The sequence below is a fragment of the Bacillus sp. N1(2025) genome, assembly GCF_053470005.1.
In genome coordinates this window covers 31848-52828 of record NZ_JBLTJB010000017.1, presented here as the reverse complement: position 1 = coordinate 52828, position 20981 = coordinate 31848, and the positions used below count along the sequence as shown (strand labels likewise).

36 protein-coding genes and 2 tRNA genes are annotated in these 20981 nt (G+C 40.6%); 33 read left to right on the top strand and 5 right to left on the bottom strand.

Annotated features, from left to right (window positions below; genetic code table 11):
* The first annotated feature begins 46 nt into the window (after window positions 1-46).
* Window positions 47-121 (top strand) — tRNA-Asn (locus tag ACNFN4_RS21700).
* A gap of 2 nt (window positions 122-123) precedes the next feature.
* Window positions 124-196: transfer RNA gene (locus tag ACNFN4_RS21695), tRNA-Thr, on the top strand.
* A gap of 108 nt (window positions 197-304) precedes the next feature.
* Here the strand turns inward: ACNFN4_RS21695 and ACNFN4_RS21690 are convergent.
* From ACNFN4_RS21690 to ACNFN4_RS21675, 4 genes are all read right to left on the bottom strand, one after another.
* Window positions 305-1483: a tyrosine-type recombinase/integrase gene (locus ACNFN4_RS21690; RefSeq protein WP_053285436.1), complete on the bottom strand. Its 1179-nt coding sequence runs from the start codon at window positions 1481-1483 to the stop codon at window positions 305-307.
* Window positions 1470-2000, bottom strand: coding sequence for an ImmA/IrrE family metallo-endopeptidase (locus ACNFN4_RS21685; RefSeq protein WP_053285435.1), 531 nt, complete (start codon window positions 1998-2000; stop codon window positions 1470-1472). Before ACNFN4_RS21685 ends, ACNFN4_RS21690 begins: the two co-directional genes overlap by 14 nt.
* Window positions 2001-2078: 78 nt before the next feature.
* Window positions 2079-2687 (bottom strand): hypothetical protein, encoded by a 609-nt coding sequence (locus ACNFN4_RS21680; RefSeq protein WP_053285434.1) that lies wholly within the window; start codon window positions 2685-2687, stop codon window positions 2079-2081.
* Window positions 2688-2918: 231 nt separating this feature from the next.
* Window positions 2919-3245: a helix-turn-helix domain-containing protein gene (locus ACNFN4_RS21675; RefSeq protein WP_025284106.1), complete on the bottom strand. Its 327-nt coding sequence runs from the start codon at window positions 3243-3245 to the stop codon at window positions 2919-2921.
* 159 nt (window positions 3246-3404) lie between these two features.
* Between ACNFN4_RS21675 and ACNFN4_RS21670 the strand changes: the two genes are divergently transcribed.
* The 31 genes from ACNFN4_RS21670 (at window position 3405) to ACNFN4_RS21520 (ending at window position 20589) form a co-directional block, all read left to right on the top strand.
* Window positions 3405-3638 (top strand): helix-turn-helix domain-containing protein, encoded by a 234-nt coding sequence (locus tag ACNFN4_RS21670; RefSeq protein ID WP_053285433.1) that lies wholly within the window; start codon window positions 3405-3407, stop codon window positions 3636-3638.
* A 67-nt stretch (window positions 3639-3705) separates the two neighbouring features.
* Entirely contained in the window at window positions 3706-3900 is a 195-nt protein-coding gene (locus ACNFN4_RS21665; RefSeq protein ID WP_053285432.1) for a helix-turn-helix domain-containing protein, read from the top strand.
* A gap of 85 nt (window positions 3901-3985) precedes the next feature.
* Window positions 3986-4252, top strand: a complete 267-nt coding sequence (locus ACNFN4_RS21660; RefSeq protein WP_038455948.1) for a helix-turn-helix domain-containing protein — start codon at window positions 3986-3988, stop codon at window positions 4250-4252.
* A gap of 1 nt (window position 4253) precedes the next feature.
* Window positions 4254-4532, top strand: a complete 279-nt coding sequence (locus ACNFN4_RS21655; protein WP_053285431.1) for a hypothetical protein — start codon at window positions 4254-4256, stop codon at window positions 4530-4532.
* A gap of 1 nt (window position 4533) precedes the next feature.
* Window positions 4534-4710: a hypothetical protein gene (locus tag ACNFN4_RS21650; protein ID WP_162838276.1), complete on the top strand. Its 177-nt coding sequence runs from the start codon at window positions 4534-4536 to the stop codon at window positions 4708-4710.
* Window positions 4711-4869: 159 nt separating this feature from the next.
* Window positions 4870-5064 carry a hypothetical protein gene (locus tag ACNFN4_RS21645; RefSeq protein WP_053285430.1) on the top strand — a complete coding sequence of 65 codons (195 nt, stop codon included), beginning with the start codon at window positions 4870-4872 and terminating at the stop codon, window positions 5062-5064.
* A gap of 112 nt (window positions 5065-5176) precedes the next feature.
* Window positions 5177-5362 carry a hypothetical protein gene (locus tag ACNFN4_RS21640; protein WP_053285429.1) on the top strand — a complete coding sequence of 62 codons (186 nt, stop codon included), beginning with the start codon at window positions 5177-5179 and terminating at the stop codon, window positions 5360-5362.
* Window positions 5359-7347: an AAA family ATPase gene (locus tag ACNFN4_RS21635; RefSeq protein WP_053285428.1), complete on the top strand. Its 1989-nt coding sequence runs from the start codon at window positions 5359-5361 to the stop codon at window positions 7345-7347. The genes ACNFN4_RS21640 and ACNFN4_RS21635 overlap by 4 nt, the downstream gene beginning before the upstream one ends.
* Window positions 7344-7595, top strand: a complete 252-nt coding sequence (locus tag ACNFN4_RS21630) for a hypothetical protein (RefSeq protein WP_053285427.1) — start codon at window positions 7344-7346, stop codon at window positions 7593-7595. Before ACNFN4_RS21635 ends, ACNFN4_RS21630 begins: the two co-directional genes overlap by 4 nt.
* Window positions 7588-8517, top strand: coding sequence for a recombinase RecT (locus ACNFN4_RS21625; RefSeq protein WP_053285426.1), 930 nt, complete (start codon window positions 7588-7590; stop codon window positions 8515-8517). Before ACNFN4_RS21630 ends, ACNFN4_RS21625 begins: the two co-directional genes overlap by 8 nt.
* A complete protein-coding gene (locus ACNFN4_RS21620) occupies window positions 8514-9215 on the top strand; it encodes an MBL fold metallo-hydrolase (protein ID WP_053285425.1) in 702 nt (233 codons plus the stop codon). The genes ACNFN4_RS21625 and ACNFN4_RS21620 overlap by 4 nt, the downstream gene beginning before the upstream one ends.
* Window positions 9216-9415: 200 nt before the next feature.
* On the top strand, window positions 9416-10171 hold the full coding sequence (locus ACNFN4_RS21615) for a hypothetical protein (RefSeq protein WP_053285424.1): 756 nt from the start codon (window positions 9416-9418) through the stop codon (window positions 10169-10171).
* Between the two features lie 5 nt (window positions 10172-10176).
* Window positions 10177-10458, top strand: coding sequence for a replicative helicase loader/inhibitor (locus ACNFN4_RS21610; protein WP_053285423.1), 282 nt, complete (start codon window positions 10177-10179; stop codon window positions 10456-10458).
* Window positions 10433-11731 carry a replicative DNA helicase gene (gene dnaB, locus ACNFN4_RS21605; protein WP_053285422.1) on the top strand — a complete coding sequence of 433 codons (1299 nt, stop codon included), beginning with the start codon at window positions 10433-10435 and terminating at the stop codon, window positions 11729-11731. The genes ACNFN4_RS21610 and dnaB overlap by 26 nt, the downstream gene beginning before the upstream one ends.
* Before the next feature lie 14 nt (window positions 11732-11745).
* Window positions 11746-11928: a hypothetical protein gene (locus ACNFN4_RS21600; protein WP_053285421.1), complete on the top strand. Its 183-nt coding sequence runs from the start codon at window positions 11746-11748 to the stop codon at window positions 11926-11928.
* 96 nt (window positions 11929-12024) lie between these two features.
* Window positions 12025-12483: a RusA family crossover junction endodeoxyribonuclease gene (locus tag ACNFN4_RS21595; protein ID WP_053285420.1), complete on the top strand. Its 459-nt coding sequence runs from the start codon at window positions 12025-12027 to the stop codon at window positions 12481-12483.
* Complete coding sequence (locus ACNFN4_RS21590; RefSeq protein ID WP_053285419.1) at window positions 12453-13145, top strand: hypothetical protein; 693 nt, start codon at window positions 12453-12455, stop codon at window positions 13143-13145. The genes ACNFN4_RS21595 and ACNFN4_RS21590 overlap by 31 nt, the downstream gene beginning before the upstream one ends.
* A 134-nt stretch (window positions 13146-13279) precedes the next feature.
* Window positions 13280-13459 (top strand): hypothetical protein, encoded by a 180-nt coding sequence (locus ACNFN4_RS21585; protein ID WP_053285418.1) that lies wholly within the window; start codon window positions 13280-13282, stop codon window positions 13457-13459.
* Window positions 13456-13707: a DUF3850 domain-containing protein gene (locus ACNFN4_RS21580; RefSeq protein ID WP_053285417.1), complete on the top strand. Its 252-nt coding sequence runs from the start codon at window positions 13456-13458 to the stop codon at window positions 13705-13707. Before ACNFN4_RS21585 ends, ACNFN4_RS21580 begins: the two co-directional genes overlap by 4 nt.
* Window positions 13700-13975 (top strand): hypothetical protein, encoded by a 276-nt coding sequence (locus ACNFN4_RS21575; RefSeq protein ID WP_053285416.1) that lies wholly within the window; start codon window positions 13700-13702, stop codon window positions 13973-13975. The genes ACNFN4_RS21580 and ACNFN4_RS21575 overlap by 8 nt, the downstream gene beginning before the upstream one ends.
* Before the next feature lie 71 nt (window positions 13976-14046).
* Window positions 14047-14250, top strand: coding sequence for an XtrA/YqaO family protein (locus tag ACNFN4_RS21570; protein ID WP_053285415.1), 204 nt, complete (start codon window positions 14047-14049; stop codon window positions 14248-14250).
* Between the two features lie 39 nt (window positions 14251-14289).
* Window positions 14290-14511 (top strand): hypothetical protein, encoded by a 222-nt coding sequence (locus ACNFN4_RS21565; protein ID WP_053285414.1) that lies wholly within the window; start codon window positions 14290-14292, stop codon window positions 14509-14511.
* Between the two features lie 46 nt (window positions 14512-14557).
* Window positions 14558-14842 (top strand): hypothetical protein, encoded by a 285-nt coding sequence (locus ACNFN4_RS21560; protein WP_053285413.1) that lies wholly within the window; start codon window positions 14558-14560, stop codon window positions 14840-14842.
* Window positions 14843-14863: 21 nt separating this feature from the next.
* Window positions 14864-15127 carry a hypothetical protein gene (locus ACNFN4_RS21555; RefSeq protein ID WP_053285412.1) on the top strand — a complete coding sequence of 88 codons (264 nt, stop codon included), beginning with the start codon at window positions 14864-14866 and terminating at the stop codon, window positions 15125-15127.
* Window positions 15124-15558, top strand: coding sequence for a hypothetical protein (locus ACNFN4_RS21550; RefSeq protein ID WP_053285411.1), 435 nt, complete (start codon window positions 15124-15126; stop codon window positions 15556-15558). The genes ACNFN4_RS21555 and ACNFN4_RS21550 overlap by 4 nt, the downstream gene beginning before the upstream one ends.
* 102 nt (window positions 15559-15660) lie before the next feature.
* Window positions 15661-16047, top strand: coding sequence for an ArpU family phage packaging/lysis transcriptional regulator (locus ACNFN4_RS21545; protein ID WP_053285410.1), 387 nt, complete (start codon window positions 15661-15663; stop codon window positions 16045-16047).
* Window positions 16048-16223: 176 nt separating this feature from the next.
* Entirely contained in the window at window positions 16224-16385 is a 162-nt protein-coding gene (locus ACNFN4_RS21540) for a hypothetical protein (protein ID WP_014304372.1), read from the top strand.
* A gap of 262 nt (window positions 16386-16647) precedes the next feature.
* A complete protein-coding gene (locus ACNFN4_RS21535) occupies window positions 16648-17220 on the top strand; it encodes a hypothetical protein (RefSeq protein WP_053285409.1) in 573 nt (190 codons plus the stop codon).
* A gap of 531 nt (window positions 17221-17751) precedes the next feature.
* Complete coding sequence (locus tag ACNFN4_RS21530; protein ID WP_053285408.1) at window positions 17752-17922, top strand: hypothetical protein; 171 nt, start codon at window positions 17752-17754, stop codon at window positions 17920-17922.
* 718 nt (window positions 17923-18640) lie between these two features.
* On the top strand, window positions 18641-19123 hold the full coding sequence (locus ACNFN4_RS21525) for a hypothetical protein (protein ID WP_053285438.1): 483 nt from the start codon (window positions 18641-18643) through the stop codon (window positions 19121-19123).
* Window positions 19124-19251: 128 nt separating this feature from the next.
* Window positions 19252-20589 (top strand): ParB N-terminal domain-containing protein, encoded by a 1338-nt coding sequence (locus ACNFN4_RS21520; protein ID WP_053285407.1) that lies wholly within the window; start codon window positions 19252-19254, stop codon window positions 20587-20589.
* 23 nt (window positions 20590-20612) lie between these two features.
* Here ACNFN4_RS21520 and ACNFN4_RS21515 read toward each other — a convergent pair whose 3' ends face one another.
* The gene (locus ACNFN4_RS21515) at window positions 20613-20810 is read right to left on the bottom strand and encodes a hypothetical protein (RefSeq protein ID WP_053285406.1); all 198 of its coding nucleotides are present in this window, start codon (window positions 20808-20810) and stop codon (window positions 20613-20615) included.
* Window positions 20811-20981 lie beyond the last annotated feature (171 nt).

Below are 20981 nucleotides of genomic sequence, written 5' to 3'. Positions count from 1 at the left end.
TTTTTTATTTTATCTACCATGTTTTTGTTTATGAAGCTTATAATATTCCGCAGTAGCTCAGTGGTAGAGCTATCGGCTGTTAACCGATCGGTCGTAGGTTCGAGTCCTACCTGCGGAGCCATTGCTTCCATAGCTCAGCAGGTAGAGCACTTCCATGGTAAGGAAGAGGTCAGCGGTTCGAGCCCGCTTGGAAGCTTATCTAAAATACGTTGATCTGAAACAGTTTCCGCATGTTATGGAACTGTTATTTTTTTTGTCTAAAAATGATTTGGGTGGCAGAGAGGTGGCAAATTAGCAATTACCTTTAAGATGTTCTTAATAATTTGTTGATTGCGTCTGCCACTAGCGTATCCGATTCTTGGCCGGCATGAGTATAGACATTCAATGTAGTCTGTACATTTGCGTGACCCAGACGTTGAGAAATTGCTTTGATGTTTAATCCCGGCACTTTTCCAATTTGATTTATCAGCATGGTCGCATGGGAATGACGCATGTCATGTAGCCGGCCAGGCTTAATTTTATGTCTTTGAACAAACCTTTGCCAATAGGTATTAGGTGATGTTGGGTATTGGGGTTTCCCTAAGTCTCCCCCAAACAATAAAAGTTTTTCTGTCCCTTGCCAGAGTTCCCCTAACATCAACCGATTTCTCTTTATTTCCCGTAATAAAATCGCTGCTTCTTTCATTACATCTGCAGGCATTGTGATTTTACGGAATGAGTTACTTTTGGGTTCTTTAAATCTGTATCCATTCTTTTTCGTATATTGTAATGACTCATCAATTCTAACTTCGTTTGTGTCAAAGAACAAATCCGATTCATCAATGGCTAACAGTTCACCTTTCCGAAAACCACCGGTAAAGGCGAACTTAATCATAACCCTGTTTCTCAGCGGTGCATGCTCATCGAGTAAATGGAAGATCTCCTTGATTTCTTCTTCAGTATAAATGTCATACTCTTTATATTTCTGTTTTGGACGTTTAACACTTTGAGCTGGATTCTCATCTATGATATGCCATTCTGCAGCTCTTCCTAATATATCTCTTATGATCCGATATCTAGCGTGAACACTTGATGTTGAAACGTTATTTTCTTCTTGGTATTCATCTAAGAAATTTAGAATATGAATTGGTTTAATCTCATCTAAGTACATATCACCAAAGTATGGCAAAATTTCTTTTCCCATAATATATTCATAAGTTTCAATCGTCTGATCATCTAAATGTTGAAGGGCATATTTTTTCTCCCAGTCTTTTATAAACATCCTAAAAGTTCTTTTTCCAGGTGTTATATATGCGCCGGCTTCAATTTCTGTTTTGAATTTATACCATTCGCTCTCAAGATATTGGCGAAGCTTCTTTTTAGTTTTCAATAAGGCTGGATCATCTATTTTTATAGTTTTTACTTTCCGTTTACGTTTGCTCTTAGTGCCAATATCAACGACTAAACGGAAAGATTTATCATTTCTTTTTTCAATAGTTGGCATATAAGATCTCCTCCTCCGTATATTTTTGAGTTAGGAAAGCATGATATTTAAAACTAAATAGCTTGCGGAGATACATATCTAGGCGTATCTCTGCGAATGGATACGTAACTTGAAATAAGTTGGATATGTAGGCTATTGCCTCTCGTTTGGAAGCCGGTAAAACGAGATTCCTCAACATAAAAGTGGGAACAGCGAAGTGATACATAAAAGCATTTGCCTGATTCTCCTGCAGCTCCCTAAATAGGGATGGGATCTTGTATTGAACACCGACATGATTAATGTGATGGCAGAGTTCATGGCAAAAATCTTCCCATTGCTTCTTTTTAGACATACGTGAATCAAGGATAATACAAGCCATCCCCAGTAATTTCACAGCTACACTCTTTTCATTTTTGTAGTAAATTAATATCTTTAATCGTTCTGCGATTTTTTCTAAGTCTCCAGTTCCTGGCTCAGTAATTCCTATACCGGAATAAATAGATCTAATTCTTTCTTCAAGTAATGATAGTTGAAACAAAATAAATCCTCCTGCAGTAACTACAAACCTATGTTCGGTTTTTTGTTTAAAAGAAAAGCCTGAAAAAGCAGGCTCATTTTAATGATCTAAGTTAATCTTTATATCTATTTTATCCCCTAGTGCTGTAGCATTCTCATCGCTTGGGGATGCAACCCTTAGACGAATTGAATCTAAATTTTCTATATCATCTTCATTTTGAAAGATATAAAAAACAGATCCACTGTCTTTCACTTTCCCAATATACTCTCCTAGAAGGTCGTCGCTTTCATCAAGAGAAGGTTCCTCAACTTGTACTCCGGTGCTTGTAGCAAGTTTTATACTATCTGGAGTGAAATTCACTACTCCATCAGATGTATTCTTCGCTTCCAGTTCAAGTTCAATAAAAGGCGTTTTCTCATTAGCCACCGCTGCAATTACTCTTTTCACAGTAAGTTGCATAGGGCCGGATTTAGCTGTGGTTTCTTTATTGCTTATGGCCGTTACTTTTGCTGTTCCACCATCAATTTCATATACATCTCCAACTTCATTGGGCCCGTTTTCGGAAATATCCTGACTCTCCGACGAGCTATTATCAGGAACACTGCTTTTGTTCCCGGAAGATGAAGAAGAAGACTCTTCACTATTTTTGCAGGCTGTGAGTAACACGAGCGAAGCAATCAATAGCAAAGTCCCCAACCTCTTAAACAATTTTTGTCCCCCTTTTGATTTTCTTTATATCTCAATCAATTTACTTATTCGTGAACAGTTTATTTTACAGTACACGCTTACCGCAAAGCCTTGGTAATTATATGTTTTCATGGGGCTGAAAATTTTTAATTTAACAGTTAATTTTCTTTTTGTTAAACAAATGCTAAACAAATGTTTTACCAAAAGAAGAATTAAGAAGTTAAGAATTAAGAAGTGGAGAATGATTGTCTGCTATTCATCGAACCCTTTTTTGAGAAGATACTCTAAAAGCTCTTTCGCTTGTTCCTTGGTGATTTTTCCGTCACGGCCAGCAATTAAAGTTTCAGGGTCATTTAAGAGTTCATCTATTTTTGAGTCATGGGAGTCACCTTTTAGAAGGTAGTCTGTAGAGACATCCAATACTTTAGATAAACTAATAATTTCTGAATCAGTAATAGGGCGAGTACCTTTTTCTATACGGTTCATAACAGCATAATTTAGGTTTACACGGCGAGCCAACTCCCTTTGGGACCAGCCTTTTCTTTCTCTTAATAAAACGATCCGATCACCTATATTCAATGTTTTCACCACTTTCCAAGTAAGACAAATGATATCACGTTTCCGATATGGAAACAAAAAAAGTTTCTAAATTGTAAACAAAAATCGTTGACATTTCTGTTTTAGAAATGTATTATGTGATTACAGTGTTTCTGAAACAGAAACGAAAGGAGTGAAGAAATGCAGCAGCTTAATTTAATTTTCATCAAGAATAGACGTAAAGAATTAAAAATCTCTCTGCAATATATGGCGACAAAATTAGGTTTCAAAACTGGCTCAAGTTATTTGAAATATGAGCAAGGCCTATACGCTTTTAAAGCTGAACAATTGCCGATCTTAGCACACCATTTACAATGCAAAATAACAGATTTTTTTGCAGAAAACGTTTCTGATTTAGAAACAAGTAGTGCTTAAGGGATTTCGTAATGAGAAATAAACCGTTAATCCCTAAAAATAATGATTAATGGTGAGGTGTGAAATTTTGCAACGAACAGCATTAAGCCCTCAAGAAACAGCTGCTTTTTTGGGGGTTCATAAAGAAACCATTTATAGCATGGTAAGAAACAACCAAATCCCTCATTTTAGGGTGGGGAGGAAGATTTTCTTTAGGGTTGATTCACTCAATGCATGGATAAAAGAACAGGAAGAAAACAGCGTGCTTACTATTGAAATGTAGATTTCTTCCACCTAAGAGTACAACATGCTCCGACACAAATCTGTTCTGTTTCAGAACATGTTCCATTTTGGAACATTGAGGGGGGGTGAACAAGTTGAAATTAGGGGCACTACTTCGAAGCACACGGGAGCGGGCGGGTCTTTCTCAAGAACATCTAGCTGAATTACTACACCGATCCCGCAGCTGTATATCAAAATTTGAAAACGACAAAAAATCTTTAGATGTTCCTACATACGTACGATGGATGGAAGCGACAAATGCAAAGGAGGCTATGATTGCAACGTTATGCGGCATTGATCCGAGTGCAGTCGCTCAAAGCATCCAAAACATCATGACTCTATTTGGAGGTTGAAATGAAAAACGAAATGGAAAAGCCAGTCTATACGGGCATTCATCATAGTGGAATAACACTGGAAATGATCTGTATTGAAACATTGCACACAAGAATCATGGAAGCGTTAAAAACGGGAGACACAGCTAAAGCGTTTGAGGCTCATAAAGATGTGTTGCGTTCGTTGATCCAGATCAAACGATATCAGACTGCCGAACGAGTGGAAAAGTTGAAGGCATCATCAAAAATAGTATCTGTCCAGTATCCGGAATCATTAAAAAAATTGAGAGGAATGGTTTGAAATGAAATTTGTCTTGTCTGTCAGCAAAGTCATGAAGGGGCGCCAAGTTAGAGAAAAGATTGAGGAGTCACGTGAAAATCCTGCGAAATTATACTTAGCAGACGCTGAAGCGAGAAAAGAATGTCAAATCAGAATGGAACAAATAAAAAAGCAGCAAGCCGGCACGCTCACTGCATAAAACAAATGTTCGTATCTATTATACCGCTCTTTTGAGAGCACGGCAAGTTTGTTCTTGTCGTCAGGCCAGGGGGAGAGGCGCTATCCCACAACCCCCTTGACTTTGTCTCTTTCTCTGGTCTGACGATGCGTGCAAGCATCAGAAAGGAGTGTGAGTAAATTGGGTAATACGTTTGACGCTGTGGAGGACTTAGTCGCGGCAACAAAAATTATCGGCGAGCTCCGTGCAGATATGTCGATTGTGAAGACAATGGCATCCTTATTGGCAGAGAGTAAAGATATTAACGTTCTGCAGAATACATTGAACAAAATATCTGATGACATTTCAGCATCACTGGCAAAACACAAATTTTAAGCATTAAAAAAGCTCACTGTGCAGAGTGAGCTTCGGAAGGTGTTGCAATCTTTGGTACTACCAAGTTTACTTTATCACCTTCCAAAAATCAAATATTGGAGGTCTTTGACAAATGAACGAAGTTTTTTACACTGAGCCATTTAGCGAGAATTATCGCGATCAGGTCAATCTGGCATCTGCCGGGGGATCTATCTCTTTTGATATTCAAGGGAATGCGGCTTTTCGTTTTCCTACTGCCGCCGCTCGTGAGGAATATCGCGCTCTTAAACAAAGAGCTGAAGGAGGCGGCAACAAATGAAAAAGGAAATGAAGCTATTGAAGTTGGAACTGCTGAATTTCAAGGGTGTTAAGCAATTCACCCTTGATACTCAAGGTGAGAATGCCAAGGTGTACGGAGATAATGCCACTGGTAAAACAACCCTATTTGATGCCTTCATCTGGCTGCTGTTTGACAAAGACAGTCAAAACAAAAAGGATTTTCAAATTAAGACACTGACAAAAGAAAATGAACCGGTATCCGGATTGAATCATGAGGTAACAGGAGTTTTCGTTGTTGACGGTAGTCATCTCACTCTTAAAAAAGTTTATTCCGAGAAATGGACGAGAAAGCGCGGCAGCAGTCAGGCTGTATTTTCTGGCCATACCACAGATTATTTTATTGATGGTGTGCCGGCAAAGAAAAAAGAGTTCAATGATCGTGTAAATGGGATCATTTCGGAAGATATTTTCCGCCTTGTCACTTCTCCATCATTTTTCAATGAACAAATGAAATGGCAGGACAGACGAAAGATTCTCCTTGAAATTTGCGGTGACATTACGCAAGAAGAAGTTTTTAAAGCGAATCCATCCGTAAAGGCTTTAGAGAGCATCTTAAACAAACGATCAATTGAGGATCACAGAAAAGTAATCTCGGCCAAACAAGCGAAGATAAATAAAGAGTTGAAGGCGATTCCTGTCAGGATTGATGAAGCGCTCCGGTCGGTCGAGGATATATCTGACCTAAATGAACAGGAATTAAACGACGAAATCAATTGTCTCCAAAATGATATCGATTTGTTGGATGATCAGCTGCAATCCGCTCGAAATGGAGAGGCGGTATCGGAAAAAAGAAATGCCATCCTGCATATAGAGAACGAGCTTCAGGAAATGAAAAATGCTCATCAGGAGAAAGAATACAGCAATATCAGGGCACTGAAAGAAAAACTGTTCTCAGTAAAAAATAAGCTGGAGGAAATTTCTCTGGAGATTAAATCGAATACCCGTCAGCTGTCGCTTGAAAAAGACAACCAGGAAAGATTAACTGCGGAAATCCAGTCGCTGCGCCAGAATTGGCTCGATAAGAATGAGGAAACGTTTGATCAGCATCAAACTGAATGCCCTACATGCGGCCAGGCATTACCGCCGGAACAGGTTGAACAAGCGAAAGAGAATTTCAATTCTCACAAAAGCAGTGAATTAGAAAAAATTAATGAGCGGGGTAAATCGCGTAGCGAAGAGCTGAAGAGATCAGAAGACATAATTGCAGAAATAGAGTCATCCGCTCAAAAACTGCAGAAGGATTATGAGAGCAAAAGTGAGGAATGGTCACAACTTGATACTGAAATCAAGGCGGCCGAGAGCAACATGTCAGATATCACCACGGATGATGCTTACAAAAACAAACAATCAGAAATTGATAGCATCCGTAAACAGATTGAGCAATTGGAGTCATCAAAGAACGAAGCAATTCAATTGATCAAAGATGATATTAACGGCAAAAAACAGGAGATGCTGCTGCTTCAAAAAGATTTGGCGAAAATTTCGCATTCTAAAAAAGTGAACAAGCGGATCATGCAGCTTGAAGAGGAACAGAAGGGCTTAGCCGAGGAGTATGAAGGGCTTCAGCATCAACTCTATTTGACTGAGGAATTTGTTCGTACAAAGGTAGATCTCCTGGAAGAAAAAATAAACAACAAATTCAAATTTGCCCGCTTTAAGCTCTTTAAGAGTCAGATCAATGGAGGTCTTGAAGAGACGTGCGAAACGCTATATGAAGGCATTCCGTACTCTTCCGGCTTGAACAACGCCGCCCGAATAAATGTTGGACTGGACATCATTAATACCCTTAATGAGCATTACGGCATTTCTGCTCCAATCTTCGTAGATAACTCTGAAGCGGTGACTAAATTGATCGATACAAATTCACAGATTCTCAGTCTGATTGTCTCTGAAAAAGACAAGCAGCTGCGGATTGAATTAGAAGATAGTACGCTCATTCCAGTGGATTGTGAGGTAAGTGCATGAGTGAAATTGTCACAGTAACAGTAGTTACGGGGAAAGGTTGGGAAGATCAACGCCGTGAAACCTTGCGTATAAATTCGGAAGAGATTATGCATGTGGGTCCGCTTTCTGAATGTCCAGAAGATGCGATTTTAGAAAGAGATTTAGTCGGACCCTCCGACTTTGCTGAACTGCTTAAAAATTTTCTAATTGAGCATAAGGGAAAACAGGTGAAATTTGTGTACGAGGATGAGGAGGATTCAAATGAGTAATCAACAAGTAGCAAATACAACGAAGAAGAGCACTGTGGTCGATCAAGTAGCTGCAAAAGTTCAGACGTTTCAGGAAAATGGGGAGATTCATTTCCCCCCTTCATATTCACCGGATAACGCCTTGAAATCGGCATATCTCATGCTACAGAACACGAAAACCGGTAAACAAGATGGGAACCGACCTGTACTCGATGTTTGTACAAAGGAGAGCGTTGCTAATGCACTGCTAGACATGGTTGTGCAGGGTCTTAACCCGATGAAGAAGCAAGGATACTTTATCGCTTATGGGAATACACTGACTTTTCAACGTTCGTATATGGGAACAATGGCTGTAACAAAAAGAGTGGCTAAGGTTAAAGAGATAAATGCTCAAGTCATCTATGAAGGTGATGACGTTGAGTATGAGATCGAAAAAGCGAAAATTACAAATTTCAAACATAAAACCAAATTTGGAAATATCAATAAAGATAAGATCATGGGTGCTTATTGTGTACTTGAATTTGAAAATGATACTGACTATATAGAACTCATGACAATTGATGAAATCAGAAAAGCATGGAGTAAAGCGCAATTTTGGGGAAAAGATCAAACCGCAGAGAAGAAAGGATCGACACATGATGACTATAAGCAGGAGATGGCAAAGAAGACCGTAATAAATCGGGCCTGCAAACGGTTTTTAAATAGCTCAGACGATGAAAGCCTTCTGATGAATACTATTCAAAAATCAGATGATACAGCAATTGAGGAAGCCACAAAGGCCGAGATTGAGGAGAACGCAAATTCTGAGGTTTTGGACATGCAATATGAAGAAGTTTCAGAGACTCAATCCGGGGACGAGCTTAGGGAAGAACCGGCGGTAGAAGCAAAGACTGAAGCTCCAGAGAACAAACCCTCTGCTTTTGAGAACGGACCAGACTTTTGATTGAAATTACAGCCCTGTCATCAAGCAGTAAGGGGAATTGCTATCGGGTTACCGATGGTAAGACCCCGCTTCTTTTGGAATGCGGCATCAGCTTTAAACAGATGCAAAAAGGCTTTCAGTTTAGAATGTCTCAATTCGCTGGCTGCCTTGTCTCTCATGAACATGGGGACCACTGCAAAGCTATTAAGGATGTTCTGAACGCCGGCATTGATTGTTATATGTCTCCTGGGACGGCCGGAGCAATTGGCCTCACTCATAACAGAATTAAGCCTGTGCCCGTAAAACAGCCGTTTAAGGTTGGTTCCTGGTCTATTATGCCCTTTGACGTGCAGCACGATGTAGCGGAGCCGTATGGCTTCCTATTGGCGAATGACGCCGGGGATAAACTGCTTTTCGCCACTGATACCTATTACATACGCTATAGGTTCCCTGGTCTCACTCATATCATGGTGGAATGCAATTACTCAGAGGAGATATTGAATGAAAATATTGAGAGCGGCATTACCGCTCCCGCCATGAAAAAGCGCCTTTTACAATCTCATTTTAGTTTAGAAAACGTCAAGAAATTTTTAATGGCCAATGATTTAAGCAAAGTACAGGAGATATGGCTGCTTCATCTTTCAGAATCAAACAGCGACGAAAAGATCTTTAAAGAAGACATCATGAAATTGACAGGAAAGGTTGTCTATATCCCGTGAGTGAACTGATTAAAACTACGTATCCTTATTGCTATGTGTTTTTGGCACAGACTTCTGCTCCGCATATGAGAAAAGCTGTGCTTGAGAATTATATTAAGACATTCATGAGCAAGTATGAGCCGAGCCTTGAATATGTGGCTATTAAAGGCACTTACGCTCTTTGTCGAAGAAAATAAACTCTTTGGAGAGGAGGAAGGCTCTTGTCAGGCTGGGTGAAATTATACAAGTCAGTCGTCGATCATGAGATCTTTACAGATAATGTGGGCTTTAGGCTATTTACCTTCTTAATGGCTAAAGCAGCTTATCAGGACGGTATGAAAATAAATGATTATGAATTGAAGAAAGGACAATATATCCGCTCGTATTCAAAACTATGTGATGATTTAGCAGTAAAAAAGGGACGAGGGTTAACCAGATTTACGAGAGCGGCAATTAAGGCTGCAGCTGAAAGGCTTCAAGCAAAAGGCATGATTGCTGCAGAGGAAACGGAATACGGAATGCTCTGGACCATTGTGAACTATTCGAAATTTCAAGGCTCTGAAAGAATCGTAAATGAAGAGAGCTTTTCAGAAAGGCGGCAAATATCCCAACCAATTGATGAGAAACTGTCTCCTTTCCAAAAAATCGAGGAAAAGTACCTGTCCCGAAAGGGCGGCATGTTTACAACCCCATATGATGTGGCTGCCATAAACAGAATCCTTGATCAACAAATTCCAATTGGGGACGTCCTGACTTGGATAGATGAAATATTTGATCGTTACGTTCCTAAGCATCGAGCGGATGGTATCAAATCCTTTACTTACTGTGAGCAAGGTATTTTAGACAGGTGGCACGCTAAACAGAATCCACCTCCAAAAACAAACGTTTCGGAGTTCCGGCCGCGCGGATCAAAACAAGAGGAGAGTTTTGCCGCACTTGAAGCATATGCCAAAGAAAACGGCATTTCGATGGGGTGATCATATTGAAAAAAGAAGAAGCAATGAAAATTCTAAGGCGGCTCTCCGCCGCGTATACCCGCTTTGATTTAACAGGGGATGTGGGTATGGAGCGGATTGGATTATGGATGGAGCATCTGACTGAAATGCCGTTCAAACCTGTTTATGACAAAGTCAATGAGCATATTTCTAATAAACCATTTCCTCCGACTATCTCAGAAATTAAAGTCAAACAACCAGAGAAAAATGAGTTTTTAGAGCAACAGAAAGAGTGGGAACGGAATGCAAAACATGCTAAAAAACCTTGAAGCAGAAGAGAGCCTGTTGGGCTGTATCCTTGTTGAAAATGAATTGATTAAGGAAACCACCTTGGAGCCGAAACACTTCGCAGATGAGCGGCATAAACGGATTTTTAAGGCTATGCGAGATGTAGATTCCTCTGGCCAGCCTGTTGAAATCGTGACGGTGGTTACAGAGTTAGGAGAAACTGTCGAAGCGATCGGCGGCACCGGCTATCTTGTCGATTTAGCCAGTGCTGTTCCATCTGTTATTAACTTCGAGACCTATCAGACATTAATCTACGAAGCTTTTAAACTGCGTGATATGCAAAAGGCCGCTCTTGATTTTGCAAATAATCCAAGCGATGAGGGAATTTTGCAGGTTTATCAGAAGACCGTGGAGCTGCAGGAGATCGGTGTTACAAATAAACGAACTAAGATGGATGTTTTAACCGAGATTTACGAAGACATGTATCAAGAAAAAGGAGAAATAACAGGTGTGGAATCCGGTTTGGCCGATTTAGATGCTATGACTGGCGGCTGGCAGGACAGTGATTTAATTATCGTAGCTGCCCGGCCTTCTATGGGAAAGACTGCTTTCGCTCTAAGTTTGGCGCAGAATGCAGCGCTAAAAGGTGGGGTTGTCGATGTTTTTTCTTTGGAGATGTCCGACCGTCAACTCGTTAACCGGATGCTCAGCAATTTAGGTTCAATCGAGGGTACAAAATGGAGAAACCCGCACAAGTATTTCAGTGAAAAAGACTATGAAAATGCAAATCGGGCCATTGGTGAATATGAAAAATTAGACATCTATATTCATGATAAACCGTCACAGTCAGTGGCTGATATTCGTTCTGCCATTCGGAAGACCAAAAAGGACCACCCGGACAAAAAACATTTGGTTGTGATTGATTATCTTCAATTAATCCGACCTATCGGCAAATTTGAAACGAAAAACTTAGAGGTCGCAAGCATAACGGGCGAATTGAAGAACATAGCCCGGACCTTCAATGTGCCAATCATTCTTCTTTCTCAACTTTCTCGCGGCGTTGAGCAGCGGCAAGATAAGCGGCCGATGATGTCTGACCTTCGAGATTCAGGCAGCATTGAGCAGGATGCCGATATCGTTAGTTTTCTCTACAGGGATGACTATTACGATAAACAAAGCGATCTGAAAAACGTAGTGGAAATCATTTTTGCAAAACAAAGAAACGGATCCGTCGGCACTGTCATGGCTGCCTTTATTAAAGAGTACGGACGATTCTTAAACCTTGATAGACAAATGGAAGCCCTTGTGGGTTAAAAAGGAGCGGTTTTATGCCAAATAATGAAGTGGAGAAGCGGAGAGAATTTCTAATCAATGAATTGATTCGGTATGGCTATTCCATTGAAAAAGGAGCGGACTTGAGCCATTTGACGCTATTCGATCTGGAGAACCTCACAATTCAAGTAAAATGCCAGTTTGGCCGCAAGCTATCCGAAGAGGAGGAATCCTGCTGATGTACACCGTCCTGGCACTCATTTACGTGGTAAAGGAAGGCGAACAGCAGGAAATGATCATACAGCAGTGGATTCAGGATGACGGGAGGTAACAGCATGATCCAATTTACTATTTATGGGGAGCCAGTTGCACAGGGGCGCCCCAGGGCAGCCACAAGAAACGGCATGACCAGGTTATATGATCCAAAGAAATCAAGGGATTTTAAGCAATACGTTAAACTTGCCGCCTCAGATCATCGGCCAAGTTCCTTGCTGACGGGCCCGCTTGAGTTAAGAGTCAAGGTCTATAAATCTACCTTGAAGAGTTTCAGTAAGAAAAAAGCGGCTGAAGCTGAACAAGGATTACTAAGACCCAGCAAAAAGCCTGATGTGGACAATTATATAAAGGGCATTAAAGACGGCTTAAATAAAGTCCTCTGGCATGATGACAGTCAAATTGTAGACCTCCATGTCAGTAAGTATTACAGCCAAAACCCAAGAATCGAAATTCTAGTAAAACCACTATCACAAGAGGAGGAACAATTATGTCTTTCGTTGACTTCAAAGGAATCGTAAAAAAGGTGAACCACAAACCCAAAGGAATTACCGAGGTCGTTCTGGAGGTCCCAACTAAAGAGGTAGGAAGCGGCATTCAAAATTTAGCCGAGATGATTGATAAGGACGTTCAGGCGCAACTGGAGAGCGAGGTTGTACAGTTTAATGTACAAGTCAACGCGCTCACCGATCGCCCGATTATTAATTACACAGTTGGCTCTGATGGAATTGTAAAGGTAGCAGATCCGGAACCAGAACAACTTGAGGCAAACCTCGGGCTTCCTAAAGAGAAGCCAAAAATCGAAGAAGTAACAGAGGAAATCGAGAGAAAGGTTGTTGACTCCTTCATTACTGAAGATATGGCCCCGATCCTTGATGGATTCCCTGTATACATTACTGAAATGGCTAAGCGGCGCATAGAGGGTGAATCATACCGGAAGATTGCGAATGATTATGTAATGTCTGCAGAGGGCCTTATAGACCTTATCAACGAGTACAGAAAAGAAGTTGCTCCGTATGCTCAAGCTTGGTGGGACTGGAAGCAGGATCAGGAAGCGGAGGCAGAGCCGATGGAAAAGCAGGCGCCGCGTGTTCCTCTTGATGAAGCTGATAAACCCGAGCCGTCAACCGAGGATGAAAAAGAGGATGAGAATAAGGACGAGGACGAACACGGAGCGGCATAAATGGGGAGAAGGAAAAAGCAGCCGCGTTGGTATCTGCTGTTTCGCATAGAGGATGGACAAGCTGTCCACCTCTATGAACCTTTAAAGAAATACGAGCTGGTGAGCCGGATCCGGAATGGATGGAGGGTAAGAAGATGACAGAGAAGAGAAAAAAGCTCTTAGAAAAATTGAGTGATTTCCGCATGGTTCCTGGCCATGGTCCTGATCTTTCCGCGATGACAGATGAGCAATTAGAAAAACAACTATGGTTTTTAGAAACTGCTTTCAAGACGGCTTGGGAAGAAGCAGATAATGAGGACGGTGATGATATATGAGCGTAAGACATCATCTGAAAATCTTACCGGAATATTTTAAAGCGCTGAAGGATGGCCGAAAAACTTTTGAAATAAGGCACGATGATAGAGGATTTAAGGAAGGGGATACCCTCTCTCTAAATGAATGGCAGGACGGATACACTGGCCGCTCAATTGAAGTAGAAGTGACATACGTTACAGATTTTGAACAGAAGTCAGGCAATGTCGTTCTCGGCATTAAAAAGAAAGTAGGAGAAGGCGATGATTGAGATATTTGAAGGTGATTGGGTAAGAGCAAAGGGGAACGGGATCGTCGTAACGGGATATGTAGAGGAAATCAGAAGGAACTCAGTTGTTATCCGCCTTGTAGATGGAGAAATAATAAATGCTTCAAGCCGGGTAGTGAAGAAGATGGATGACACGCTGCATGCCGAAGACCTTGATACAATGATTGATTTTTCCTTATTTATGGGGGATGAAGAATGGTTTCGGGAATTGTCTGAACTGAAATACAAACGCGGTGCCCGTATAACATAAAAAAACCGCAGCACAAGGCCCCGGTTTTAGTTAATCTCGACAATTAATTATAACACGGGGAGTGCTGCAATATGAACAGACCTGAAAAAATTGAAAATTTACATCAACTTTCCGTTAAGGACTTAATGGAAGATCAAAAAACGAAGCTGATCATCTTGGATGGCTCAAGCGGGTCAGCCTATCTTGTAGATACACCGGAATATGGAAAGACCATTGTACAGACAGCCAATAGCAAGCACACAAAGCTGAATTACGATTATGGCTTCTTGCCGTAACGCGGAGGGGAACTCCCCTCTTTTTTTGGAGGAATGTTTATGGCCATGAAGGGAGAATGTCTCAGCGCAGACATTACACCGCTTGAAAAAGGAAAAGAGTATTTCCTCTTTCCTTTAGGAGAAAGTCATTTCTACGTATCAAAATTTAACAATGTAAACGCCCATTGCGGAGCCTATCAAAAGAAACTATTCCGGATAACTGATGCCAGTCAGAGTGAAGTGCCTGAACCGAATGAATGGCATCAAATGAGTTTGTTTTGATTCCAAATCAAATAGCAGGGACATTCCCTGCGGGGAGGAAACGGAAATGAGTGAGAGAGTTGAACGGTTAAAACAGCTTACTTACATCCCACAAAAGGAAATAGGATGGCTTCTTGAACAAGCTGAACTGGCTGACAAACAGCGGGCTATCATTGAGGAACACCAGCGCCAGCAGGACATTGCGGTCAATCAATTTCGGCAGGCTCAAAAGGACATTCAGCATCTAAGCGGGGAAAGGAGCAGATACAAGAAGGCTTTACAGCAAACTATTAAGAATATGCAATTCACTATAACGGTTGCCCAAAATGAATTGGAGGGGGAAGCAAAATGAATGAATTGGGAGTGAGAAGACATGGACGGAAGATATAAGCGGTTTATCGTATTCGGCTATGATTTGTTTTACCCGAGCGGCGCCCTGTCTGATAGCATATTTGACTTTGATTCAATCGACGAACTGACAGAACAAACACGAAACACACCTGAAAGATTTTTATACGACACTTTGGAGATATTCGACTTGCAAGAACGAAAAATCATCTGGGAAGGCGGTTCGAGTATCTCTTACCGAGATTTAAAAAAGATTGAAGAGATGATGAAGGAGGATGCACAATCATGAAAAAACGATTCAAATCAATCATGCTATCAGCAGTATTACTTACGGGAGCCGCGGCCGTTGCGCCGTCTGCTTCCGCCGCATGGTCCGGTTGGCAAAATGAATCCGGGTACAGCGGCCGGGTGTTTACGGATGCCACGACTTACACGGCCGGCGCCTCAACGGTGGACTGGAAAGCCGAGAAGAAAGGCTCAAGGGCACTTTATTACACGGCTGGCGTGTACAAGAAGCGTAGCGGCGGCGGGCTGACTGATACAAATTTGGTTCAGCGGGGCAGCTTCAAAACGGCAACGCCTCTGAAATCATTCAATGTGAAATCGATCCGGAATAAGACCGGGAAAGGAACCTATGTCATTCAGCTGGACTGCTATTCTGATTCCGGCAAACGGAACTATATCGGAACATTTGAATCAGCGAAATTTTACGTCAAGTGATTCAATTTCGTTACCAAATAAAATGAGCAATTGCGGACATCAGACATTCGGCATAAGGCTGGGTGTTTGACGCCCGCTCTATTACTTTAAGGAGGGAACAGAGTGCAAGCAGTCAAACAATTGTCATTCATTCCAGAAGTAAATGAAAAAGAAGTACGTAACATCGTCATTAAAGAGCTCAAAACGTATAGATCATTAAAAACCCAAGCGGAAAATAGACAAGAGCAAAAGGAAAAGGGAATCATCGGGCTGTTTCCGCAGTTACGAAAAAACACTGATTATAATGAGCTGAAGGTCAAGCAGATGGATAGGGCGCTAGAGAACTGCCTTGACCAAGATGAGCGCAGTATTCTTGAAAAGAAATATTTGTCTCCAAGAAAAATAAAGGATTTAGAAATTATGACTGAGCTCGGCCTCAAAAGAGATAAGTTTTATCAGGTGAAAAGACAGGCCATCTACAATATCGCGACAGCGCTCGGAATAATCTGAGGGCTGTCTTTTTGTCCGTTAAATTAAATTCATCTTTAGAGTCTCAGCCAAGCGAGAAGGCTTTATAGTCAAGGCTTTTTTCACTGGTGCACTTATTGGTTGCACGATAAAATTGCAATAACTGAAAGGAGGGGTGCAAGTGATAAAAAGAAAAAGGACTCAGAGGAGTTTAGATAATGGATGATAAAAAGAAAGAGGTTCAAAGAAAATATAGAGAAGAGATTAAGAGAAAGAAACAGCAAAAAGAAGATGATAAAAACTTCACAAGAGAAGCCTTTATTGTTGTGACGATAATCGTGCTGTTTATTTTTTTGAATTTCATGTTCAAAAGTTTTTAACAAAAAATCCCTTATCCCCACTTGTACTTATTACCTATTAAGTTTATTATTGGAATAGGTAGAATATTACCAATAAGAAAAGAGGGAGAGATGATGAAAGACTTAAAAGTGTGGAAAATACTCTTACTAACGTTGGTTTGTTCAGTGATTTTTTCTGTCGTGTTTGTGACTGTTCAAAGGATTGACCTGTATTTTAATCCGTCAGAAGTACCTGTTAAATCGATTGAAAAAATAAAATAACTTGTGTGGGGGATAAGGGAAAGTGAAAAAAATATTCTTTGTAAGTGCTATTGTTGCAGGGTTTTTTATGTCTGGGATCGGTGTTAACACGGTTAAAGCGGAAGAGTATAAAATTGATCCTATTGGAGATGAAATTGGTTCGGAAGATGGACGATCTGATGTGATTGATCCAGTTGTAGCAAAAGATGGTCCAGAAGATGGGGTTAACGATGAATCTAGCGTGCAGCCTAAGATCAGAAAAATATCAGATGACATAAGCTTATTTTCTCTTCTAGGAGCCGGAGAGTGGGATTACTTAGGTTCTTCAACATTTAAAACTCGTTCAAAAACATTCTATTCTGGTGGAGGAGACCTTGGAATTCAGATTTCTCAGCCATATATTGGCCCTGGATTCGCATGGCAGTATAAGCTTGTAGAAGAAGATCCAGTTATCAATGATACAGTCTCTCGCTTTAATTTAGCTAACCAAAAAGGAACATACGAAGTAGTATTCAATGTACGTAGTTTTGTTGATGGAGATAATAAAAAAGCAGAATTACACCTGGAGAAACTAACAAACCCTGCAACAAGTGTCTCTACAAAATGGTGGGATTGATGTAAAAGAGCAAGCCTGAGTGGTTTGCTCTTTTTGTATGTCCAAAAAAACACCGATAAAAAGCCGAGAAAATGCCGACAAAAAGCCGACAAAACGGGGGATAAAATGGGTACTTTTTTTAGCTGCGGTTTGTCATACGATAGAGACAAGAAGAAAACGAACGTGAATATCTGTCCCAAAAGGAGAAACCTGCGGACGCTGATCTTTTGCATGAGTCTATTTGTGCATCTGATTAGTGGCCGCTTTTTTTATGGCAGATTGGGAGACGCACCTTTCCCGTATCAAGTGTGCACTCGGATGTATCGAATGACAATGAAGGCCGTTAGCTTCACAGGAGGAGCGGCTGGAGTCTATGCAGTATTGCGCGCGATAGTCACGGGGAACGCAAACGGTGAGATCCCGATTGCAAGGAAAGTCTTTTAAACCGGCTCTCCATTTTCTTTGCTTACCTCCTGGGGAAAATCGGCGGGCCACAAATAAATAAAAGCGAATAGCGTAAGGCGGTGCTTATTCGGCAAGGAGAAATGAAAGATGAAGATGAGAGACATTTTATCTGCAGAAACGAAACAGCAACTTGAAAAAGAGAAAAGCCCCTCAACAAAGGAAGCTGATCCTTTGACGAGAAGGGATTGGGAAGAAATCATGGGAGTCAGAAAAGACACCTATAAACGGACAGGCGGCCGTATTCGCCGTAAACAATAGTAATATGTTTTTCGTCCATGTCAATTACCGTTAATAAACCATATTTTATAGTGAGTTAAGCCTCCCATTGTTAAGCGAGGATCAACAAAGAGGGAGGCTTTCTCAGTGAATTCGGGCGGTTCTAACAGCAGCATAATATTTGCTTGCAAAATAATTATTCCCTGCAAAATATGGTTTTATTCAGATGATTTAGGCGCTTTCTTAAGTGGGAGGGCGTTTTTTATGTTCTCTGTAAACTGCTTCTAGTAAGTCTCAGAATAGACAATTGGCGGTTAACGGCTTGAATGTGGAGGCAGCAGGCATTCAAAACCGCTATGACCCACGCTTTGTTATACCGTTCTCCTTTAAAGCGTTGAAAATGAATCTTTTTGACCACGTTGAAAACAATTGTGATATTTTCTTACAAATTTTCTTGAAAAGGTTAAAAATTTACTAAAATTTTTATTAAATAAGACTCAATTGATTGACATGACCGATCGATTTGTCCCGTGGTCTAATTTCTTTTCTGCCCATTTATATGATTTATTACTTATCGGAAAATACTAAATTTTCATCATTTTTCTAAACGAGAAACTTTATATACTGGTTTCATAGAAAGGAGGGGGGCATAAAGCAGGAAACGAGTATTAAGTTGTCTGTTGTTAGCCTATGGATATCTTTAAAATCTAAAGGAGGAATTGAATTGAATAAAAAGATAATCACATCCGTCACCGCTCTGATGCTCGCTACTTCCAGTCTGCCTGCTTTTGCCCACGCTAAAGAAAAAGAGGCTGAACCCACTGTTTCCTCAGCACCAGCCGTTAAACAAACAATGAACCTTAATCAGCCTAAAGCCGGAACTGGTATCCCTGGTGTTAATTTCAATGTAAATCTTGACGTCCTCGGCATAGCAAATTCAATCCGAGATGCTGTTGTGCAAAACGCAAATCGACCGGGTTTTGTCAAAAATATGATGGAATCTACTTTTTACTCTGCGGGGCAGAAATATAATGTCATGGTATTTAATTTGGCCCAGAATTACGACGATCACTTCAGAGGCGTCAAATTCTATGGATCTGCCGTTCTAAATGGAGTGGTATACGGGATCTGGGTGTTTGAAGATGGGGAATTCACAAACCAAGGAGATGGCGGCTGGGATAACTGGGCGTTCAGAGGCTGGTTTGACAGAGATGGCAAATACGTAAAATTTTATAGACCGTAAAACATCAAAAAGGTATGCGGTTGAAAAGTGAAGTGACACACCTTTTTGATGTTTTGTAGAAAGCAAACGGAATATAACTTAAGCATCCTTCGGGGTGCTTTTTTATTTGTACCAGGAGGCGATACATCATGAATATTAGAACTATACCAGTAGAAAAGATTAACCCCGCTACATACAATCCTCGGATTGATCTTCAGCCAGGTAATCCCGATTATGAAAAATTAAAGTCTTCAATAAATAAATTTGGTACTGTAGAACCTCTTGTGTGGAACGAGAGAACAGGGAATTTAGTTGGTGGCCATCAACGATTTAAAATACTTATGGAGCGCCAGCCGGCAGAGTTAGAAGTATCAGTTGTAAACCTGAGTGAAACCGATGAGAAAATACTCAATCTTGCACTCAACAAAACCGGCGGCGACTGGGACGAGGATAAGCTCGAACAAATACTAAGAGAATTAAACGATCTTAATATAGACATTGATCCCACTGGATTTAGTACAGAGGAATTAGAAGGCATACTCGATTTAGATGTATCTGAAGATGTTGATTTTGATTTTAACGAGTCTGGGGAAACAAATACTAATGAGAGTTTAGTTGATAGGTTTATCATCCCTCCGTTTTCAATTTTCGATGCTCGCCAGGGGTATTGGCAGGAAAGAAAACGGGCATGGCACGCTATAGGAATTAGTTCAGATGAAGGAAGAGAAGAGAATCTTTTATACCCGGATTTTTCGAAGTACGCAAAAAAAATGAAAGGAACGTCAATTTTTGATCCTGTCTTATGTGAAATAATTTATAAATGGTTCAATATTGATGGCGGAAAAATTTATGATCCGTTCGCGGGTGGAAGTGTAAGAGGGATTGTGGCTTCTTTCTTAAATTATGAATATTACGGAATCGATATAAGGGAGGAGCAGGTTAAAGCAAATAAAATGAACGCAGCTACTATTGAAGGGCTAAAAATGCCTAACTGGATTTGTGATGACAGTTTAAATGTTAACAGTCACATTACTGAAAATGAAATAGATTTGATGTTTAGCTGCCCGCCTTATGGTGATCTTGAAGTTTATTCCGATAATCCAAATGATATTAGCACTATGGAGTATGATGATTTTGTTGCCGCTTATTCGGAAATAATAAAGAGGGGTGCCTCCAGGCTGAAAAATGATAGGTTTGCAGTTTTTGTGGTCGGTGATATAAGAGATAAAAAAGGCATATACAGAAATTTTGTTGACGATACCAAAAAGGCATTCCTGGAATCGGGCCTTCACTTTTATAACGAGATAGTTCTTATTAATGCATTTGGAACAGCTGGTGTAAGAGCAGCGAATACCTTTGTTAATAGAAAAGTAGTAAAGGTTCATCAAAATGTGTTGGTTTTTTATAAAGGAGATCCAAAGAACATAAAGGATAATTTTAAAGAAATTGATGTTTCCCACTTGGAAGAATTTATTGAGGAAGCATAAATAAAAAGACGCCCCATCAGGCGTCATCTTAAAAAAGAAGTTAATGAAACTTTACGAGGGCGTTGGTTATATTTCTTTGCGATAGCCACTGCTTTTTCATTTACTCTAATCAAGTAAGGTTCTATTTTAATTATCGCTTCCTCTCGGCTTAAGTGCCCCATTTTGTAGGCTGCACGAGCCGCTTCTGCCGTAGTTTTAAGATCTAAAATATCTTTATTCATATCTATCCTCTCCTTTGCTCTGACAGCATATATGAGTCCTACACAGAACTCGAGAGGTTTTTGGGAAAAAATCAAAAAAAGAGGGTGCTGCTAACACCCTCCAATCACAACAGAGATAGCTCCCTGTCGAGAGCGTGATCATGACGCGGCCGCGTTTGTGGGAAATCACGC

What these genes read in the sequence shown, in the direction of transcription:
- ACNFN4_RS21690 (WP_053285436.1), bottom strand. Translation starts at nt 1,483, where the DNA reads ATGCCAACTATTGAAAAAAGAAATGATAAATCTTTCCGTTTAGTCGTT.
- ACNFN4_RS21670 (WP_053285433.1), top strand. Translation starts at nt 3,405, where the DNA reads ATGCAGCAGCTTAATTTAATTTTCATCAAGAATAGACGTAAAGAATTA.
- ACNFN4_RS21655 (WP_053285431.1), top strand. Translation starts at nt 4,254, where the DNA reads ATGAAAAACGAAATGGAAAAGCCAGTCTATACGGGCATTCATCATAGT.
- ACNFN4_RS21650 (WP_162838276.1), top strand. Translation starts at nt 4,534, where the DNA reads ATGAAATTTGTCTTGTCTGTCAGCAAAGTCATGAAGGGGCGCCAAGTT.
- ACNFN4_RS21640 (WP_053285429.1), top strand. Translation starts at nt 5,177, where the DNA reads ATGAACGAAGTTTTTTACACTGAGCCATTTAGCGAGAATTATCGCGAT.
- ACNFN4_RS21635 (WP_053285428.1), top strand. Translation starts at nt 5,359, where the DNA reads ATGAAAAAGGAAATGAAGCTATTGAAGTTGGAACTGCTGAATTTCAAG.
- ACNFN4_RS21630 (WP_053285427.1), top strand. Translation starts at nt 7,344, where the DNA reads ATGAGTGAAATTGTCACAGTAACAGTAGTTACGGGGAAAGGTTGGGAA.
- ACNFN4_RS21625 (WP_053285426.1), top strand. Translation starts at nt 7,588, where the DNA reads ATGAGTAATCAACAAGTAGCAAATACAACGAAGAAGAGCACTGTGGTC.
- dnaB (WP_053285422.1), top strand. Translation starts at nt 10,433, where the DNA reads ATGCAAAACATGCTAAAAAACCTTGAAGCAGAAGAGAGCCTGTTGGGC.
- ACNFN4_RS21600 (WP_053285421.1), top strand. Translation starts at nt 11,746, where the DNA reads ATGCCAAATAATGAAGTGGAGAAGCGGAGAGAATTTCTAATCAATGAA.
- ACNFN4_RS21595 (WP_053285420.1), top strand. Translation starts at nt 12,025, where the DNA reads ATGATCCAATTTACTATTTATGGGGAGCCAGTTGCACAGGGGCGCCCC.
- ACNFN4_RS21590 (WP_053285419.1), top strand. Translation starts at nt 12,453, where the DNA reads ATGTCTTTCGTTGACTTCAAAGGAATCGTAAAAAAGGTGAACCACAAA.
- ACNFN4_RS21585 (WP_053285418.1), top strand. Translation starts at nt 13,280, where the DNA reads ATGACAGAGAAGAGAAAAAAGCTCTTAGAAAAATTGAGTGATTTCCGC.
- ACNFN4_RS21580 (WP_053285417.1), top strand. Translation starts at nt 13,456, where the DNA reads ATGAGCGTAAGACATCATCTGAAAATCTTACCGGAATATTTTAAAGCG.
- ACNFN4_RS21575 (WP_053285416.1), top strand. Translation starts at nt 13,700, where the DNA reads ATGATTGAGATATTTGAAGGTGATTGGGTAAGAGCAAAGGGGAACGGG.
- ACNFN4_RS21570 (WP_053285415.1), top strand. Translation starts at nt 14,047, where the DNA reads ATGAACAGACCTGAAAAAATTGAAAATTTACATCAACTTTCCGTTAAG.
- ACNFN4_RS21565 (WP_053285414.1), top strand. Translation starts at nt 14,290, where the DNA reads ATGGCCATGAAGGGAGAATGTCTCAGCGCAGACATTACACCGCTTGAA.
- ACNFN4_RS21560 (WP_053285413.1), top strand. Translation starts at nt 14,558, where the DNA reads ATGAGTGAGAGAGTTGAACGGTTAAAACAGCTTACTTACATCCCACAA.
- ACNFN4_RS21555 (WP_053285412.1), top strand. Translation starts at nt 14,864, where the DNA reads ATGGACGGAAGATATAAGCGGTTTATCGTATTCGGCTATGATTTGTTT.
- ACNFN4_RS21550 (WP_053285411.1), top strand. Translation starts at nt 15,124, where the DNA reads ATGAAAAAACGATTCAAATCAATCATGCTATCAGCAGTATTACTTACG.
- ACNFN4_RS21540 (WP_014304372.1), top strand. Translation starts at nt 16,224, where the DNA reads ATGGATGATAAAAAGAAAGAGGTTCAAAGAAAATATAGAGAAGAGATT.
- ACNFN4_RS21530 (WP_053285408.1), top strand. Translation starts at nt 17,752, where the DNA reads ATGAAGATGAGAGACATTTTATCTGCAGAAACGAAACAGCAACTTGAA.
- ACNFN4_RS21525 (WP_053285438.1), top strand. Translation starts at nt 18,641, where the DNA reads ATGCTCGCTACTTCCAGTCTGCCTGCTTTTGCCCACGCTAAAGAAAAA.
- ACNFN4_RS21520 (WP_053285407.1), top strand. Translation starts at nt 19,252, where the DNA reads ATGAATATTAGAACTATACCAGTAGAAAAGATTAACCCCGCTACATAC.
- ACNFN4_RS21515 (WP_053285406.1), bottom strand. Translation starts at nt 20,810, where the DNA reads ATGAATAAAGATATTTTAGATCTTAAAACTACGGCAGAAGCGGCTCGT.